Origin of the sequence: Terrabacter sp. 2YAF2 (assembly GCF_052114705.1) — a bacterium.
GTDB lineage: Bacteria > Actinomycetota > Actinomycetes > Actinomycetales > Dermatophilaceae > Terrabacter.
The window spans coordinates 141061-156094 of record NZ_JBFRFG010000004.1 but is presented as its reverse complement, the minus strand read 5'-3'; the positions used below and the strand labels follow the sequence as shown (position 1 = coordinate 156094).

The following is a 15034-nucleotide window of genomic DNA, read 5'->3' as shown; positions in this document are numbered from 1 at the left end:
TCCCTGATGCGTGTTCGTCGACCGAGACGCCGGCCGTGTCACTCCGCCGCGAGACGCACGCGCGGCGCAGAGTAGAGGAAGAGCACCCCGGTGATGAGGGCGGTCATCACGGCCGGGGCGACGAAGTAGACCCATGCCTCGCCGAGCGACCTGCCCTCGTCGACCACCTTGGTCAGCAGCTGGCTCGCGGACTCCAGGGGATCGATGGCCGACACGAGAACGCCACCGGATGAGTTGAGGAACTCCGTGGGGAGCTGTGCGGGGATGAGCAGGCCGGCATACACGAGCAGGCACACGAAGAGGCTGATCCTGCTGGAGTCGGACCAGATGCTCACGAGCATGCCGAACCCCACGAACGCGACGGCCAGCAGGCTGCCCAGCAACCCGCCCCAGAAGAGGGCGGTCCACACCACAGGGTCGCCGTGCGACAGGGTCGCCACGTAGGGCACCGACAGGAGGAACGCTGCCGGCCAGGCGGAGAGCGCTGCGAGGAACTTGCCCAGCACGATCTGCCGGTGGCCCGTCGGCGTGAGGAGCAGCGGTTCCAGCGTGGCCCGTTCCCGCTCGCCACTGATGCTCTCCGCGCCGATGACGAGACCGATGAACAGTCCGAAGGTGATGGTCGACGTGACTGCAACCACGACCGACGCCTTCATGGTGACCAGCTTCAGGTCGTTGTTCGTGGCCAGCAGATAGGCCGTGACCGACATCAGGATCGCGTAGAGCGTGAGGAACCTGAGGACGCGTCCACTCGCCCACATCTCCGAGGACTCCTGCTTGAAGATCAGCCACCACGGGGGGCTGCCTCGACCCGGCGGGGCCACGCTCCCGCTGCCGGGACGGCGGAGGTCCTGGCTCATCGGATCGCCTCTGCGGTCAGCCGGAGGAACACGTCCTCCAGCCGCCCCCCACCGGTGTCGAAGCCCAGGATGGGCACGTCCGCGCGGATGAGCGTCCCGAGAAGGTCGTTCCTGACCTGCGACTCCGTCGGATCGGACCCGTTGGAGGCATGGAGCTTCACGTCCAGCCACCCGGGCGACTCCTCGGCGAGCACTGCGCTCTCGACGCCGGGTAGCACCGCCAGGAGCGCCTGGGCGTTGGCGAGCGACGCGGGCGGGACACGGAGTCGCACGACGTGGTCGAGCTCCGGATGGGACTGCCCGACGACCTCGGCAACGGTGCCCTTGGCGACGACGACCCCGGCGTTCATGATCACGACGTCGTCGCAGACACCCTCGATCTCCGACAGGAGGTGGCTGCTGAGCACGACCCCCTTGTTCCGCTCCCTGGCAATCCTCTGCACCAGCCTCAGCAGCTCCCGCTGACCACGCGGGTCCAGCCCCAGGGTCGGTTCGTCGAGGAAGACGACGGCCGGGTCGTTGACGAGTGCCCGTGCGATGCCGAGCCGCTGCCGCATGCCGTGGCTGAAGGAGCCGATGCTCGAGTCCGCCCGGTTCTGCAGGCCCACGTCCTCGAGCAGGTTCGAGGCGATGCGTCGGGCCCCGACGGCCGGCCGGCCGTAGAGCTGTGCGAAGTAGGTCAGGTACCCGTGCGCTGTCATCTGCTTGGGGAATCCCAGCCCTTCGGGCAGGACGCCGATTCGGCGACGGATCGCCACCGGATGCTCCGAGCTGATGCCGTCGACGACGAAGCGACCGGATGACGGCCGGAGGATCGTGGTGAGGATCCGGATCGAGGTGGTCTTGCCGGCGCCGTTGGGACCCAGGAACCCGAGGACCCTGCCGGCGTTGAGTGAGAAGGTGAGGCCCTTCAGGGCCACTCTGTCTCCGTAGGTCTTTCGCAGATCCTCGGCCGCAAGTATCTCGGCCTGGCCCATCGCTCGCGAGTCCGGGACGTGGTTCATCCTGCCGACCTCCTGTCGGTGTGCACTGCGGCTGGGCGTCGTCGATCGAGTGCCTGCGACGGGCCGTCTGTAGCGCGGCCATCCACAAGCACACACCTCGGGGCTGAGGCCAAGACGACGCTCATACAACCAACCCCTGTAGTCGGCACCTGAGATTCACCTGAGAATCAGGGTATTCCTGTGGATGCGCCGACGAATCCAGAAGGCGCAGAGTCACGTTCACCCCGGTTTGGGCAGCTCGGCCCACGTCGGCGAGCACCGCGAGAACTCACTGGCCGTTGCCGGCCGTCACCGCAGCGGGACGAACAGGTACGGCCCGTGCTGGGTTGTCCGAGCCGCACCGGCCTCGAGGACCACGCGGGTCATCCGCCCGCGCACCGGGATCACCATGACCCCCTCGGGGGTCAGCTGGTCGACGAGGGTCTGCGGCAGCGTCTTGGCGTTGGCCGAGACGAGGATCCGGTCCCACGGCCCCTCTGCGGGCGCGCCGAGGACGCCCCGCTCGGCGACGCGGATCGAGGCATGGGGTGCACCGGCGCGGGAGAGGTTCTCGGCGCCCCAGGCGGCGAGCTCGGGCTCCAGCTCGACCCCTAGCACCGTGCCCGCCGGGCCGACGAGATGACCGAGCAGGGCCGTCGTCCATCCAGATCCGGAGCCGACGTCGAGCACGCGCTGGCCCGGCCGGACGTCGAGCAGAGTGAGCATGGTTGCGACGGTGCGTGGTTGGGAGTTGGTCTGGCCGTGGCCGATGGGGATCGGGCCGTCGAAGTCCGCACGCCAGCGCTCGGTGCGGGGGAGGAACCCCGCACGAGGCACTGCGGCGAGGGCCGCGCGCACCGCGTCGTCCATGTCTCCAGCCAAGCACGCGACGGTCCCGACGTCAGTGTCACGCGCCAGCCCGGGGAGTCGTCCTCAGGGAGTGCGGCGGGCGATGACGTGCAGGAGGGTGCCGAGCGCGCGGTACGGGTCGGTCATGCCGAGCCGTTGCTCGACCTCCAGCAGGACGTCCAGCTCGGCGCGCTCCGGTGCCGGCTCGTCGACAGGGACGTCGTCGCTGGCGACGCGGATGCCGTACCACGCGAAGATCTCGAGGCCCGCAGCCTCGCAGTCCCGCGTGAGCGAGGCGAGGGTGTCGGCACGGGCGTCGACGCCGATTTCGTTGTGGTAGCGGGGATCTCGGCCCTCTTCGCCCGCGAGCTGCACCTCGTCGAGCATCGCCAGGGCGGCCGCCCAGGCGTGACGCCGCGCCGGCCGCCACGCCATGGCGTCACCGTTCCGGGCCACGATCGACACGATGCCGGCCGGCGCCGCATGACGAGCGAGGGCGTCCACCGCGCTCCGGCTGTCAGGGAGATACATCAGCACGCCGTGGCACATGACGACGTCGTATGCCGTCGGCCCCGCGACGCCGGCCAGACCGTCGAGGTCGGTGGCCACGAGGTTCACGCGTCGAGCCTCGGCCGGCGTCAGACCGGTGGCAGCCTCCGCGAACGCGGCGCGCATGCGCTCGTCGGGCTCGACGGCCGTGATCGAGTGGCCGAGGCGGGCCAGTCTGAGCGCCTGCGTGCCCTGGCCCGCGCCGACGTCGAGGACGCGAAGCCGTCCACTCGGCAGGTGCGTGGCCAGCTGGCGGGTGACCATCTCCTGGCGCACGACGTTGCGCAGGTTGCCGAGCCGCTCGAGCCAGGGCCCCTGCCCGGCGACGAAGGTGTTGTCTCCCATCCCACGGAACCTACCCACGGAGGACGACAGTGCGTGGGTAGGGTCGGGCTCGTGACTGACGACGCCCTCACCCCTGACCAGATCCAGCAGATCCGCGACCGCGTGGCCGACCTCATGCCGCAGGTCCGGGCCGACCTCGAGAACCTCGTGCGCATCCCGAGCGTCTCGGCCTCGTCCTTCGACCAGAGCCAGGTGGCCCGCAGCGCCGACGCCGTGGCCGAGCTGCTCCGCCGCGAGGGCCTCGAGGTCGAGGTCGTCGTCGAGGGCGGCCGGCCCGCCGTCATCGGCCACCTCGCAGGTCCCGAGGGCGCTCCGACGGTGACGCTCTACGCGCACCACGACGTGCAGCCACCCGGCGACGAAACCGACTGGGACAGCTCGCCCTTCGAGCCCGAGGAGCGAGGTGGGCGCCTCTACGGACGTGGTGCCGCCGACGACAAGGCGGGAGTCATGGCGCACGTCGCTGCGCTCCGTGCCCACGCCGGCAACCTGCCGGTCGGCGTCACCGTCTTCGTCGAAGGGGAGGAGGAGTCCGGCTCGCCGTCGCTCGGGACCATCCTCGAGAAGCACGGCGACCGGCTGGCCGCCGACGCCATCGTCATCGCCGACTCCGGCAACTGGGACATCGGGACGCCTGCCCTCACGACGACACTTCGCGGCGGCATCCGCGTCGTCGTGAACGTCCAGACCCTCGATCACTCCGTGCACTCCGGCATGTTCGGCGGTGCAGCCCCGGACGCCGTGACCGCGCTCGTGCGCCTGCTCTCCTCGCTCCACGACGCCGACGGCAATGTGGCCGTGGCAGGCCTCGACGCGGGCGAGGCCGCCGACATCGACTACGACGAGAAGCGCTTCCGCGCCGAGTCAGGCCTGCTCGACGGTGTCTCGCTCATCGGGTCCGGGTCGATCCTCAGCCGACTGTGGAACAAGCCCTCGATCACGACCATCGGCATCGACGCGACGTCGATCGACAAGGCGTCGAACACCTTGTCCGCCAAGGCTGCCGCCAAGATCTCGGTCCGTCTCGCACCGACCCAGGACCCGCTCGTGGCCTTCGACCGGGTGCGTGAGCACCTCGAGGCCCACGCCCCGTGGGGGGCGCGCCTCACCGTCGAGCTCGAGGAGCACGGGTCCGGCTTCGCGGCCGACGCCGACGGCCCCGTCTACGACCAGGCGCGTGCGTCGTTCGCCGACGCGTGGGGCGCCGAACCGGTCGACATGGGCGTCGGTGGCTCGATCCCGTTCATCTCCGACTTCTCGGCGCGGTTCCCGAACGCGTCGATCATCGTCACGGGCGTCGAGGACCCTGACACGCGTGCGCACGGCGCCAACGAGTCGCTGCACCTCGCGGAGTTCGAGAAGGTCTGTGTGGCCGAGGCGGTCTTCCTCGCCCGCCTGGGAGCGCTGCCCAGAGGCTGACGCGCGTCGCCACCGGCCCGGCCCGCCTCGTCAGGAGGCGGGCTTGCCGGCGCCGCGGTAGCGCTGCTCGCGCAGCTCGAGGGCGTACGCGTCGACGTCGGGCATCCCGAGGTCGTGGGCCGCGGCGACCTCGGCCTCGATGTCGTAGGGCACGCGGACGAAGTTGACCGAGAAGCTCTGCGGCACAAGGGAGTCGCTCATGCCCTCGAGGATGCAGTAGGGCGCGGTGGGTCCGTCGAGGTGGTTGCCGACGGCTCCGGCGTTGAAGAGCAGCAGCCCTTCGTCGGCTTCGAGGTAGGCGCCGTGGATGTCGCCGTAGCCGACGACGTCGGGTGTCGTGCTCTCGGGCCACGCGTAGGACGGGTGACCGGGCAGGGCGGGGGCCCAGGGACCGGTGAAGTCGGTGTTGGTGAACATGCCGCGGAACTCGTCCATCGTGTGCTGCCAGCGCACCCGCACGAACTCGCTCGTCTGCGACGCGTGGAACAGGCGGATGCGCTTGCCGCTCATGACGAGGTCGTACGCGTTGGGCAGCGACACGAGCCAGGCGGCGTCCTCGTCGGTGAGCTCGTCGCGGGTCCACTGGCCGCCTTCGAAGCGCGGGACGTCGCCGCGTGCGACGAAGCCCTCCCAGTCGCCGATCAGTGAGTCCCAGTTCCCACGAACCGTGACCTCGCACGTGTCACGGGTGCGCTTGATCGCCTCGGCGCCACGGGGGCCCTTGCCGACGACGTCGCCGAGGTTGAGCACCCGGGTGATGCCGCGCGCCTCGATGTCGGCGAGGACCGCCTCGAGGGCCGTGACGTTGCCGTGGACGTCGGAGATGACGGCGATCCGGTCGAGCGGCAGCGCCACGGGCTCAGTCCTTGTGGGTCTTGCCGGGCAGTGCGAGCATCCGGTCGAGCGCGGCGCGGGCCTCGGCGGCAACGGTCGGGTCGACGCGGATCGGGTTGACGACACGCCCCTCGACGAGCGACTCGAGCGCCCACACCAGGTGCGGCAGGTCGATCCGGTTCATCGTCGAGCAGTAGCAGACGTTCTTCTCCAAGAAGGCGATCCGCTGCTCGGGGAACTGCTCGGCAAGTCGGCGCACGAGGTTGAGCTCGGTGCCGACGACCCACGACGTGCCGGCCGGGGCCGCGGCGATCGTCTGGATGATCTTCTCCGTCGACCCCACCTCGTCTGCCAGCTCGACGACGTCGTACTGGCACTCCGGGTGCACGATGACCTTGACACCCGGGATCTCTCGGCGCGCGGCCTCGACGGCGTCGACCGAGAAGCGGCCGTGCACCGAGCAGTGCCCGCGCCAGAGGATCATCCGCGCGTTCTCGAGCTGCGCCTGCGTCAGGCCGCCGTTCGGGCGGTGCGGGTCCCAGACGACGCAGTCGTCGAGGGAGAGGCCGAGCTCGCGCACGGCGGTGTTGCGGCCGAGGTGCTGGTCGGGCAGGAAGAGCACCTTGCCGGTGCCGCCGCCGTCCAGGCCGAGGCCGCCGACCTGGTCGAAGGCCCAGTCGAGGGCGGTGCGGGCGTTGGAGCTCGTGCAGATGGTGCCGCCGTGCCGACCGGTGAAGGCCTTGATCGCGGCGGAGGAGTTCATGTAGGTGACCGGGATCGTCCGGTCGGCGACGCCGGCGGCGGTCAGCTGGTCCCAGCAGTCCTCGACCTGCGCGATCGCCGCCATGTCGGCCATCGAGCAGCCCGCGGCGAGGTCGGGCAGGATGACGGTCTGCTCGTCGCTCGTCAGGATGTCGGCGGACTCCGCCATGAAGTGCACTCCGCAGAAGACGATGTGCGGCGCGTCGGGCCGGGCTGCGGCGTCGCGAGCGAGCTTGAACGAGTCGCCCGTCACGTCGGCGAACTCGATGACCTCGTCGCGCTGGTAGTGGTGCCCCAGGACGAAGACGCGGTCCCCTAGCGCGGCCTTGGCGGCGCGCGCGCGCTCGACGAGACCGGGGTCGGACGGCGCCGGCAGGTCGCCCGGGCACTCGACGCCGCGCTCGGTGTGCAGGTCGGTGCCCGTCCCCAGGACCAGCAGGGGGAGTGGTGCAGGTGCCGTCGTCATGCCCAGATCGTATGCCGGTCGCCGCGCTCCGAGCGCCACCGCCCGGCCGTGGCAGTGGCAGGATTCCGGACGTGCACGTGATCATCGCCCCCGACTGCTACACCGGTACCCTCACCGCCTCCCAGGCCGCGGCCGCGATGGCCGCGGGCTGGGGCCGGACGGCTCCGGGCGACCGCCTCACCTGCCTTCCACTATCGGACGGCGGCCCCGGCTTCGTCGACGTCCTCGCCGAGAACCTCGACGGCGAGGTGCACGGCGTGGTGACCACCGACCCGCTGGGGCGTGAGGTGCCGGGCACCATCCTGCTCACGACCGGGGCAGGCGGGCGCACGGCATACGTGGAGTCGGCCCAGGCGGCCGGGCTGCACCTGCTCGCCCCCGACGAGCGCGACCCGACGCGGACGACGACGACGGGTGTCGGCACCCTCGTCCTTGCGGCGCTCGACGCCGGTGCCCGGCGCGTCGTCATCGGTCTCGGCGGCTCCGGCACCAACGACGCCGGGGCGGGCCTGCTCGCCGCCCTCGGTGTGGGGCCGACGGCGCGACTCGGCCGAGGTGGACTGGCGCTGGGAGCGACGACCCCGGACGACGTCGCCGGCCTCGACGCCGCCCGCGACCGGCTCCGGGGCGTCGACCTCGTCATCGCGAGCGACGTCGACTCGCCCCTGCTGGGACTCAAGGGCGCCAGCGCCGTCTTCGGCCCCCAGAAGGGGGCCTCGGAGGAGGACGCGCAGCGGCTGGAGAACGCGCTGGGTCACTTCGCGAGCGTCGTGGCCCGCGTGCGCCCGCCTGCCCGGGACCTGCTCACGGGTGCCCTCCTCAAACCCGAGCGCGAGCCCGGGGCCGGCGCCGCCGGCGGTCTCGGCTATGCCCTGCACCTGCTCGGGGCCCGCCGGGTGTCGGGCGTCGAGGCCGTGCTCGACGCGGTCGGTTTCGTCGACCTCGTGGCCTCCGCCGACCTCGTGGTCACTGGAGAGGGCTCGTTCGACTGGCAGTCCCTGCGCGGCAAGGTCGTCGTGGGGGTCGCCGAGGCGGCCGCCCGCGTCGGTGTTCCCGTCATCGCGGTGCCGGGCCGGTCCCTGGTCGGGCGGCGGGAGGCGATGACGGCAGGCCTCTCGGGGGTGTATGCCGTTGCGGAGCGGCCCGACCAGGTCGCCGCCTCGCTGGCCGAGCCGGCTGCGCGCCTCGCCGACCGCACGGCCCGGGTGGCGCGGACGTGGTCCCCGACCGCGTCCTGACCCACCCACCGGGGCCGGATGCACCGTTCGGGCGGACGCGGTCGTATCCTTGGGAACGCCGGGAACACTTCCGGCCCGGCATGGGTTCTCTCCTTTGACCCATGTTCCACGACGTGAAGGACCAACACATGAGTGTCGAGACGAACGCATCTCCCGCCGAGGTTCAGACCGAGGCTCCCGCCCACGGTGTCGTCCTGACGGACGTCGCGGCGACGAAGGTCAAGAGCCTGCTCGAGCAGGAGGGTCGCGACGACCTCCGCCTCCGCGTCGGTGTCCAGCCCGGCGGCTGCTCCGGCCTGATCTACCAGCTCTACTTCGACGAGCGCAGCCTCGACGGTGACCTCGTCCGCGACTTCGACGGTGTCGAGGTCGTCGTCGACCGGATGAGCTCCCCGTACCTCGAGGGCGCCACGATCGACTTCGCCGACACCATCGAGAAGCAGGGCTTCACCATCGACAACCCCAACGCAGGCAGCAGCTGCGCCTGCGGCGACTCCTTCAGCTGAGCCGCACGACGCACTGACGCGAGGGCCCGACCGCCACGGTCGGGCCCTTCGTCGTCCCCGTCGGGTCGGTGTCGAGTCGGCGTCGGAGGCAGGCCGTGGACCGTACGCCGATGCCGGGTAGGTTCGTCCCGTGCAGATAGCCATCACCGGTTCCATCGCGACCGACCACCTCATGACCTTCGACGGACTCTTCGCCGACTCGCTCGTCGTCGAGCAGCTCGACAAGATCTCGCTGTCGTTCCTCACCTCGGACCTGCAGGTGCGCCGGGGTGGGGTGGCCGCCAACATCGCGTTCGGCATGGCCAACCTCGGCCAGCGGCCGCTGCTCGTCGGCGCGGTCGGTGAGGACTTCACCGACTACCGCAGCTGGCTCGAGCGCCACGGGGTCGACTGCGGGGGCGTGCACTACTCCGAGTCCCAGCACACCGCGCGCTTCATCTGCACGACCGACCGCGACATGGCCCAGATCGCCACCTTCTACGCCGGGGCCATGACCGAGGCCCGCGACATCGAGCTCGCGCCGGTCGCCCAGCGGGTCGGCGGTCTCGACCTCGTCGTCGTCGGGGCCAACGACCCCGAGGCCATGCTGCGCCACTCCGACGAGTGCCGGTCGCGAGGCATCCCGTTCGCAGCCGACCCCTCGCAGCAGCTCGCCTTCTGCGACGGGCCGACCATCGCGCGCCTCATCGACGGCGCCGAGTACCTCTTCACCAACGAGTACGAGAGCCACCTCGCCTGCCAGAAGACGGGCTGGACCGAGGACGAGCTCGCCGATCGGGTCCGCGTGCAGGTCAAGACGCGTGGCAAGGACGGCGTCACCGTCCGCGTCCGCGGAGAGGACCCTGTCGAGGTCGGCGTCGCCCGCGAGGTGCGCAAGGCGGACCCGACCGGGGTGGGCGATGCCTTCCGTGCCGGTTTCCTCACGGGTCTCGCGGTCGGCCTGTCCGTGCGTCGGTGCGCCGAGCTCGGTTCGATGCTCGCCACCTACGTCATCGAGACCGTGGGAACCCAGGAGTACGTCCTGGGCAAGGAGCGCTTCCTCGAGCGCCTCGCCGAGGCCTACGGTCCCGAGTCGGCCGCCGAGATCGGGCCCCACGTCACGTGCCCGCGGCCATGACGCCCTCACCGACCGGCCGCTGACGGCTGCCGCCCACCCGGATCCCGTCGTGCCCACGCCGCCGCCGCCCACGCCCTGGGACTTCGCCCTCGACCGCGTGCCGGCGGGCGAGGACCTCATCGGCATCGGCGCCGACCTCGATGTCTCGACCCTCTTCGAGGCGTACTCCGTGGGGGTGTTCCCGATGGGCATCGGCGACCACGGGTCCGAGCCGATCGGGTGGTGGTCACCGGACCCGCGCGGCATCCTGCGGCCCCGTGAGCTGAACGTGAGCCGGTCGCTGCGCAAGGCCGTGGCCCATTTCGAGGTGCGCGTCGACACCGACTTCCAGTCGGTCGTCGAGGCGTGTGCCGCGCCCGACCGGGAGGGCCGCTGGATCACACCGGAGATCGTCGACGCCTACCTGCGCCTGCACCGCGCGGGGTGGGCGCACTCGGTCGAGACGTGGCAGGACGGCGAGCTGGTCGGCGGCCTCTACGGCGTCGCGATCGGTGGCCTCTTCGCCGGCGAGTCGATGTTCCACCATGCCCGGGACGCGTCGAAGGTCGCCCTCGTCGGTCTCCGTGACCTGCTCATCACCGACGGCGACCCACGTCGGCTCGTCGACGTCCAGTGGCAGACGCCGCACCTGGCCACCCTGGGTGTGCGCGAGGTCCCGCGCGACGAGTACCTCGCGATCCTGCCGACCGTGCTCAGCGCGCCGCTTCCGGCGTGCTGGTCCTGACCACCTCGACGACGTATGCCGTGTGGTCGGCCTCCGCACGCGCCTCGACGAAGCGGTGGCCGCGCATCCGGCACCACGCGGGGACGTCGTGTGCGGCAGCGGGGTCCGTGGCGAGCAGGGTGACGACTCGCAGGCCCGGTCCCTCGCTCACGGCGCGAGCGAGCCGGATCACGGGCAGGGGGCAACGCTCGCCCCGGGCGTCCACGACGGCCTCGTCACCCGTGTCACCCGTGTCACCGGCGTCACCCACGGCGCCCCTCACAGGTCGCCGACCCCGAGCTGGTCGCGGACGCTCCGGACCGTCGGCGCGATCGCGGCAGCGAAGGCCGCGACGTCGTCGACAAGGCCGGGTGAGACCGCGGGCAGGGGGAGGGTGACGCGCACGTTCCCGTGCGTCAGGACCCCCATGGCGGCGAGAACGTGGCTGGGCTCGAGCGTGCTCGACGTGCAGGCCGACCCGCTCGCGACCGCGAAGCCCAGGGCGTCGAACGCCCCCACGACGGCCTCCCCGTCGACGTAGAGGCTCGAGAAGGTGACGACGTGGGGGAGTCGGTCGTCAGGATCGCCGACGACCTCGGTGTCGGGAACGACGGACGCGACAGCGCGGATGTCGTCGACGAGGGAGCGGGCCACCCGGTCGTCCTCGGGCCGCGTCGTCGCCGTCTGCTGCCAGGCCTCGGCAGCAGCCAGCGCGAGCGGCACCCAGGGGAGGACGTCGGTGCGACCGTGCTCGACGTCTGCGCGGGCGTCGGGCCACTGCCACCGCACCCCTTCGCGCACGACGAGGACGCCGAGAGGAGGACCGCCCCACGAGCGCGCATCGCCGACGAGGACGTCCCAGTCCGACGGCACGTCGTCGCGTCCCAGCGAGGCCATGGCGTCGACGACGAGGGGTATGCCGTGGGCACCGGCCGCGGCCCGGGCCTCGGCGAGGGGCTGGCGGGTGCCGACCTCACCGTTGGCGGCCTGCAGCACGGCCACGACGCTGCGCGGCACGGCCAGGGCGTCACGCCAGGCCTCGAGGTCGAGCCGGCCCGTCCCGTCGACGCGCACCTCCGCGAGCAGGGACGGGTCGTCGGCAGCCGCCGCGCGGGCCCGGCCGGGCACGAGGACCGCGGAGTGCTCCACCGCGGAGGCGACCGTGCGCGCCCCACGGCGGCGGGCGGCATACGCCACCCCGTCGACGGCCCGGGCCAGGGCGGCCGGGCCGCTGGGCAGGAAGCTCACCTCAGCGGGTCGCACGCCGAGGCCGGCCGCGATGACCTCCCGGGAGCGGTCGAGCAGCGCTCGTGCCCGACGGCCCTCCGTGTGGAGGGCGGCCGGGTCGGCCCAGCCCACCTCGACCGCGGCACGCAGGGTGTCCCGGGCGACGGGGTGCAGGGGGCCGGACGCCGCGTCGAGCAGGCGACGCGTCGCCGGCGCGAGGGGGGCTGCGGGGCGGCGCTGATGGTCGTCCGGGAGTCCGCCCGGGGGGCGCTGGGAGCCACCTGACGGGGGCGACGGGGCGGGTCCAACGTTCGTGCCCGGATCGTGACTGACCACTCCGCAACGTTAGCCGCCCCCTGCGGACACCGTGACAAGTGGGACGGTAGGGTTGCGCCGTGGGCCTCTGCTGCCCAGACGGTTTGACGCGAACACGTTGTATGCGCGCCCTGCGCGCCCACGTACGGAACGAAAGGTGCACCTGGTGCCTGAGCTCGAAGACACCCCAGCGGCGTCGCCGGCGGTGACGACGGTGGGGGGGGACACCGGGCGGCGACGCACGGGACTCCGCCTCGCCGGCATCGCTGCGCTCGCGGCCGTGGCCCTCAGCGGTTGCCAGGGACGGGTGTCCAACGGATACCTCCCGCCCGTGGTTTCCGACAGCGGACAGCGGGTCACCGACCTGTGGATCCCCAGCTGGATCGCTGTCCTCGCCGTCGGCGCCGTGACGTGGGGGCTGATGCTCTACGCCGCGATCCGCTTCCGCAAGCGCAAGGGCGACGAGACGCTGCCCGTCCAGCTGCGCTACAACGTGCCGATGGAGATGCTCTACACCGTCATCCCGGTGTTCATGGTGGCCGTCTTCTTCTACTACACCGCGCGCGACGAGGCCGCCCTCGTCGAGACGAGCACGAAGCAGGACCTCACGGTCAGCGTCGTCGCCAAGCAGTGGAGCTGGGACTTCAACTACGTCGACTCCAACGTCCACGAGACGGGCGTCCACACCGAGCTCGACGGCACCGAGGGCAAGCGGGCCCAGATGCCCGTGCTTTACCTCCCGGTCAACAAGCGCGTCGAGTTCGTCCTCAACTCCCGTGACGTCATCCACAGCTTCTGGGTGCCGGCGTTCATGATGAAGATGGACATCATCCCGGGCAAGACGAACAAGTTCCAGCTCACGCCGACCCAGGTCGGCACCTTCCAGGGCAAGTGCGCCGAGCTCTGCGGCGCCTACCACTCGCAGATGCTCTTCATGGTCAAGGTCGTCCCGCAGGCCGAGTACGACCAGGAGATGGCCCGCCTGAAGTCCATCGGCAACGAAGGCCTCATCCCCGTCGACGCCAGCCGTGAGCACATGGTCACCGGCGACATCCAGAAAATCCCCGCACCGGTCCGCTCTGGGAGCAACCAATGACATCCGCAACGCTCAACCGTGAGGCCCAGGCCCCGGGCATGACGGCCGCGCGGCCGCGCCTGGCCAAGGGGCAGACGTTCGTCAAGTGGGTGACGACGACCGACCACAAGGTCATCGGCAACCTCTACTTCATCACCTCGTTCGTCTTCTTCCTGCTCGGCGGGGTGATGGCGCTGCTGATCCGCGCGGAGCTGATGGCGCCGGGTCTGCAGATCGTGGACAACCCCGAGCAGTACAACCAGCTCTTCACGATGCACGGCACGATCATGCTGCTGCTGTTCGCGACGCCGCTCTTCGCCGGTTTCGCCAACGCTGTGATGCCGCTGCAGATCGGCGCGCCGGACGTGGCGTTCCCGCGCCTCAACATGTTCGCGTACTGGCTCTACCTCTTCGGTGGGCTGATCGCCTCCGCCGGCTTCATCACGCCGCAGGGCGCGGCCGCCTTCGGCTGGTTCGCCTACGCCCCGCTGTCCGACGCCAGCTACTCGCCCGGTGTCGGTGGTGACCTGTGGGTCTTCGGTCTCGCGCTCGCCGGTTTCGGCACGATCCTGGGCGCCGTCAACTTCATCACCACGATCATCTGCCTGCGCGCTCCGGGAATGACGATGTTCCGGATGCCGATGTTCACCTGGACCGTCCTCGTGACCTCGCTGCTGGTGATCATGGCGTTCCCGATCCTCGCGGCGGCGCTCTTCGCCCTCGGCGGTGACCGGCGCTTCGACATGCACATCTTCGACCCGCAGAACAACGGGGCGATGCTGTGGCAGCACATGTTCTGGTTCTTCGGCCACCCGGAGGTCTACATCATCGCGCTGCCGTTCTTCGGCATCATCAGCGAGGTGCTGCCGGTCTTCTCACGCAAGCCGATCTTCGGGTACAAGACCCTCGTCTTCGCCACGATCGCCATCGCGGCCCTGTCGGCGAGCGTCTGGGCGCACCACATGTACGTCACCGGACAGGTGCTGCTGCCGTTCTTCTCGGTGATGACGATGCTCATCGCCGTGCCGACCGGGGTGAAGTTCTTCAACTGGATCGGCACGATGTGGGGCGGCAAGGTCGTCATGGCCACCCCGATGCTGTGGGCGATGGGCTTCCTCGTCACCTTCCTCTTCGGCGGCCTGACCGGCATCATCCTGTCCAGCCCGGCACTCGACTTCCACCTGTCCGACAGCTACTTCGTCGTCGCGCACTTCCACTACACCGTCTTCGGCACCGTGGTCTTCGCGATGTTCTCCGGGTACTACTTCTGGTGGCCCAAGCTGACCGGTCGGATGCTCGACGAGAAGCTCGGAAAGATCCACTTCTGGATGCTCTTCATCGGCTTCCACACCACGTTCCTGATCCAGCACTGGCTCGGGGTCGAGGGCATGGCCCGCCGGTACGCCGACTACCTGCCCGAGGAGGGCTTCCAGGCGGCGAACATCGTCTCGAGCCTCGGTGCGTTCCTGCTCGGCGCCTCGATGATCCCGTTCGTCTGGAACGTGTGGAAGACCTGGCGCACGGCGCCGTTGGTGGAGTCCGACGACCCGTGGGGCTACGGCGCCTCGCTGGAGTGGGCCACCTCGTGCCCGCCGCCGCGGCACAACTTCACCTCGCTGCCGCGGATCCGCTCCGAGCGCCCCGCCTTCGACCTGCACCACCCCGAGACGGCCGTGGGCGTCGCCCCCGTCGCCGACCGGGGCACCCTCGTCCAGGTCATGGGCTCGGCCGACGTGGCCGGACCCGAGAAGGCCACCGCCAGCACCGAGAAGCGTGAGGACTGACC

At 70.8% G+C, this 15034-nt stretch carries 15 protein-coding genes; 7 read left to right on the top strand and 8 right to left on the bottom strand.

Annotated elements, in window-relative coordinates:
• Positions 1 to 38 precede the first annotated feature (38 nt).
• The 4 genes from AB4030_RS06100 to AB4030_RS06085 form a co-directional block, all read right to left on the bottom strand.
• Positions 39 to 860: an ABC transporter permease gene (locus AB4030_RS06100; protein WP_442278306.1), complete on the bottom strand. Its 822-nt coding sequence runs from the start codon at positions 858 to 860 to the stop codon at positions 39 to 41.
• Entirely contained in the window at positions 857 to 1864 is a 1008-nt protein-coding gene (locus tag AB4030_RS06095) for an ABC transporter ATP-binding protein (protein ID WP_442278305.1), read from the bottom strand. Before AB4030_RS06095 ends, AB4030_RS06100 begins: the two co-directional genes overlap by 4 nt.
• 288 nt (positions 1865 to 2152) lie before the next feature.
• Entirely contained in the window at positions 2153 to 2713 is a 561-nt protein-coding gene (locus AB4030_RS06090; protein ID WP_442278304.1) for a protein-L-isoaspartate O-methyltransferase family protein, read from the bottom strand.
• Positions 2714 to 2776: 63 nt separating this feature from the next.
• On the bottom strand, positions 2777 to 3586 hold the full coding sequence (locus AB4030_RS06085; protein ID WP_442278303.1) for a class I SAM-dependent methyltransferase: 810 nt from the start codon (positions 3584 to 3586) through the stop codon (positions 2777 to 2779).
• A 51-nt stretch (positions 3587 to 3637) separates the two neighbouring features.
• Between AB4030_RS06085 and AB4030_RS06080 the strand changes: the two genes are divergently transcribed.
• On the top strand, positions 3638 to 5005 hold the full coding sequence (locus AB4030_RS06080) for a dipeptidase (protein WP_442278302.1): 1368 nt from the start codon (positions 3638 to 3640) through the stop codon (positions 5003 to 5005).
• Positions 5006 to 5035: 30 nt separating this feature from the next.
• Here the strand turns inward: AB4030_RS06080 and AB4030_RS06075 are convergent, their stop codons facing one another.
• Together AB4030_RS06075 and nadA are read right to left on the bottom strand one after the other, a co-directional pair.
• A complete protein-coding gene (locus AB4030_RS06075; RefSeq protein ID WP_442278301.1) occupies positions 5036 to 5860 on the bottom strand; it encodes a metallophosphoesterase family protein in 825 nt (274 codons plus the stop codon).
• Between the two features lie 4 nt (positions 5861 to 5864).
• Complete coding sequence (gene nadA / locus AB4030_RS06070; protein WP_442278300.1) at positions 5865 to 7067, bottom strand: quinolinate synthase NadA; 1203 nt, start codon at positions 7065 to 7067, stop codon at positions 5865 to 5867.
• Between the two features lie 71 nt (positions 7068 to 7138).
• Between nadA and AB4030_RS06065 the strand changes: the two genes are divergently transcribed.
• The 4 genes from AB4030_RS06065 (at position 7139) to aat (ending at position 10652) form a co-directional block, all read left to right on the top strand.
• Positions 7139 to 8305 (top strand): glycerate kinase family protein, encoded by a 1167-nt coding sequence (locus AB4030_RS06065; protein WP_442278299.1) that lies wholly within the window; start codon positions 7139 to 7141, stop codon positions 8303 to 8305.
• A gap of 128 nt (positions 8306 to 8433) precedes the next feature.
• A complete protein-coding gene (gene erpA, locus AB4030_RS06060) occupies positions 8434 to 8811 on the top strand; it encodes an iron-sulfur cluster insertion protein ErpA (RefSeq protein WP_020145450.1) in 378 nt (125 codons plus the stop codon).
• Between the two features lie 130 nt (positions 8812 to 8941).
• Entirely contained in the window at positions 8942 to 9928 is a 987-nt protein-coding gene (locus AB4030_RS06055; protein WP_442278298.1) for a carbohydrate kinase family protein, read from the top strand.
• Between the two features lie 49 nt (positions 9929 to 9977).
• Positions 9978 to 10652: a leucyl/phenylalanyl-tRNA--protein transferase gene (aat, locus tag AB4030_RS06050; RefSeq protein ID WP_442278297.1), complete on the top strand. Its 675-nt coding sequence runs from the start codon at positions 9978 to 9980 to the stop codon at positions 10650 to 10652.
• Here the strand turns inward: aat and AB4030_RS06045 are convergent.
• Positions 10621 to 10902 (bottom strand): sulfurtransferase TusA family protein, encoded by a 282-nt coding sequence (locus AB4030_RS06045; RefSeq protein WP_442278296.1) that lies wholly within the window; start codon positions 10900 to 10902, stop codon positions 10621 to 10623. The genes aat and AB4030_RS06045 overlap by 32 nt on opposite strands.
• Before the next feature lie 8 nt (positions 10903 to 10910).
• A complete protein-coding gene (locus AB4030_RS06040) occupies positions 10911 to 12194 on the bottom strand; it encodes a cysteine desulfurase family protein (RefSeq protein WP_442278295.1) in 1284 nt (427 codons plus the stop codon).
• Between the two features lie 145 nt (positions 12195 to 12339).
• On the opposite strand from AB4030_RS06040, the gene ctaC reads away from it, so the two are divergent.
• Both ctaC and ctaD read left to right on the top strand, forming a co-directional pair.
• A complete protein-coding gene (gene ctaC / locus AB4030_RS06035; RefSeq protein ID WP_442278294.1) occupies positions 12340 to 13269 on the top strand; it encodes an aa3-type cytochrome oxidase subunit II in 930 nt (309 codons plus the stop codon).
• The gene (gene ctaD, locus AB4030_RS06030; RefSeq protein WP_442278293.1) at positions 13266 to 15032 is read left to right on the top strand and encodes an aa3-type cytochrome oxidase subunit I; all 1767 of its coding nucleotides are present in this window, start codon (positions 13266 to 13268) and stop codon (positions 15030 to 15032) included. Before ctaC ends, ctaD begins: the two co-directional genes overlap by 4 nt.
• Positions 15033 to 15034: the final 2 nt, after the last annotated feature.

Bases quoted from the DNA above. Each gene is read 5' to 3' on its own strand.
- ctaD (WP_442278293.1), top strand. From the start codon at position 13,266: ATGACATCCGCAACGCTCAACCGTGAGGCCCAGGCCCCGGGCATGACG.
- AB4030_RS06095 (WP_442278305.1), bottom strand. From the start codon at position 1,864: ATGAACCACGTCCCGGACTCGCGAGCGATGGGCCAGGCCGAGATACTT.
- nadA (WP_442278300.1), bottom strand. From the start codon at position 7,067: ATGACGACGGCACCTGCACCACTCCCCCTGCTGGTCCTGGGGACGGGC.
- AB4030_RS06100 (WP_442278306.1), bottom strand. From the start codon at position 860: ATGAGCCAGGACCTCCGCCGTCCCGGCAGCGGGAGCGTGGCCCCGCCG.
- AB4030_RS06090 (WP_442278304.1), bottom strand. From the start codon at position 2,713: ATGGACGACGCGGTGCGCGCGGCCCTCGCCGCAGTGCCTCGTGCGGGG.
- erpA (WP_020145450.1), top strand. From the start codon at position 8,434: ATGAGTGTCGAGACGAACGCATCTCCCGCCGAGGTTCAGACCGAGGCT.
- AB4030_RS06085 (WP_442278303.1), bottom strand. From the start codon at position 3,586: ATGGGAGACAACACCTTCGTCGCCGGGCAGGGGCCCTGGCTCGAGCGG.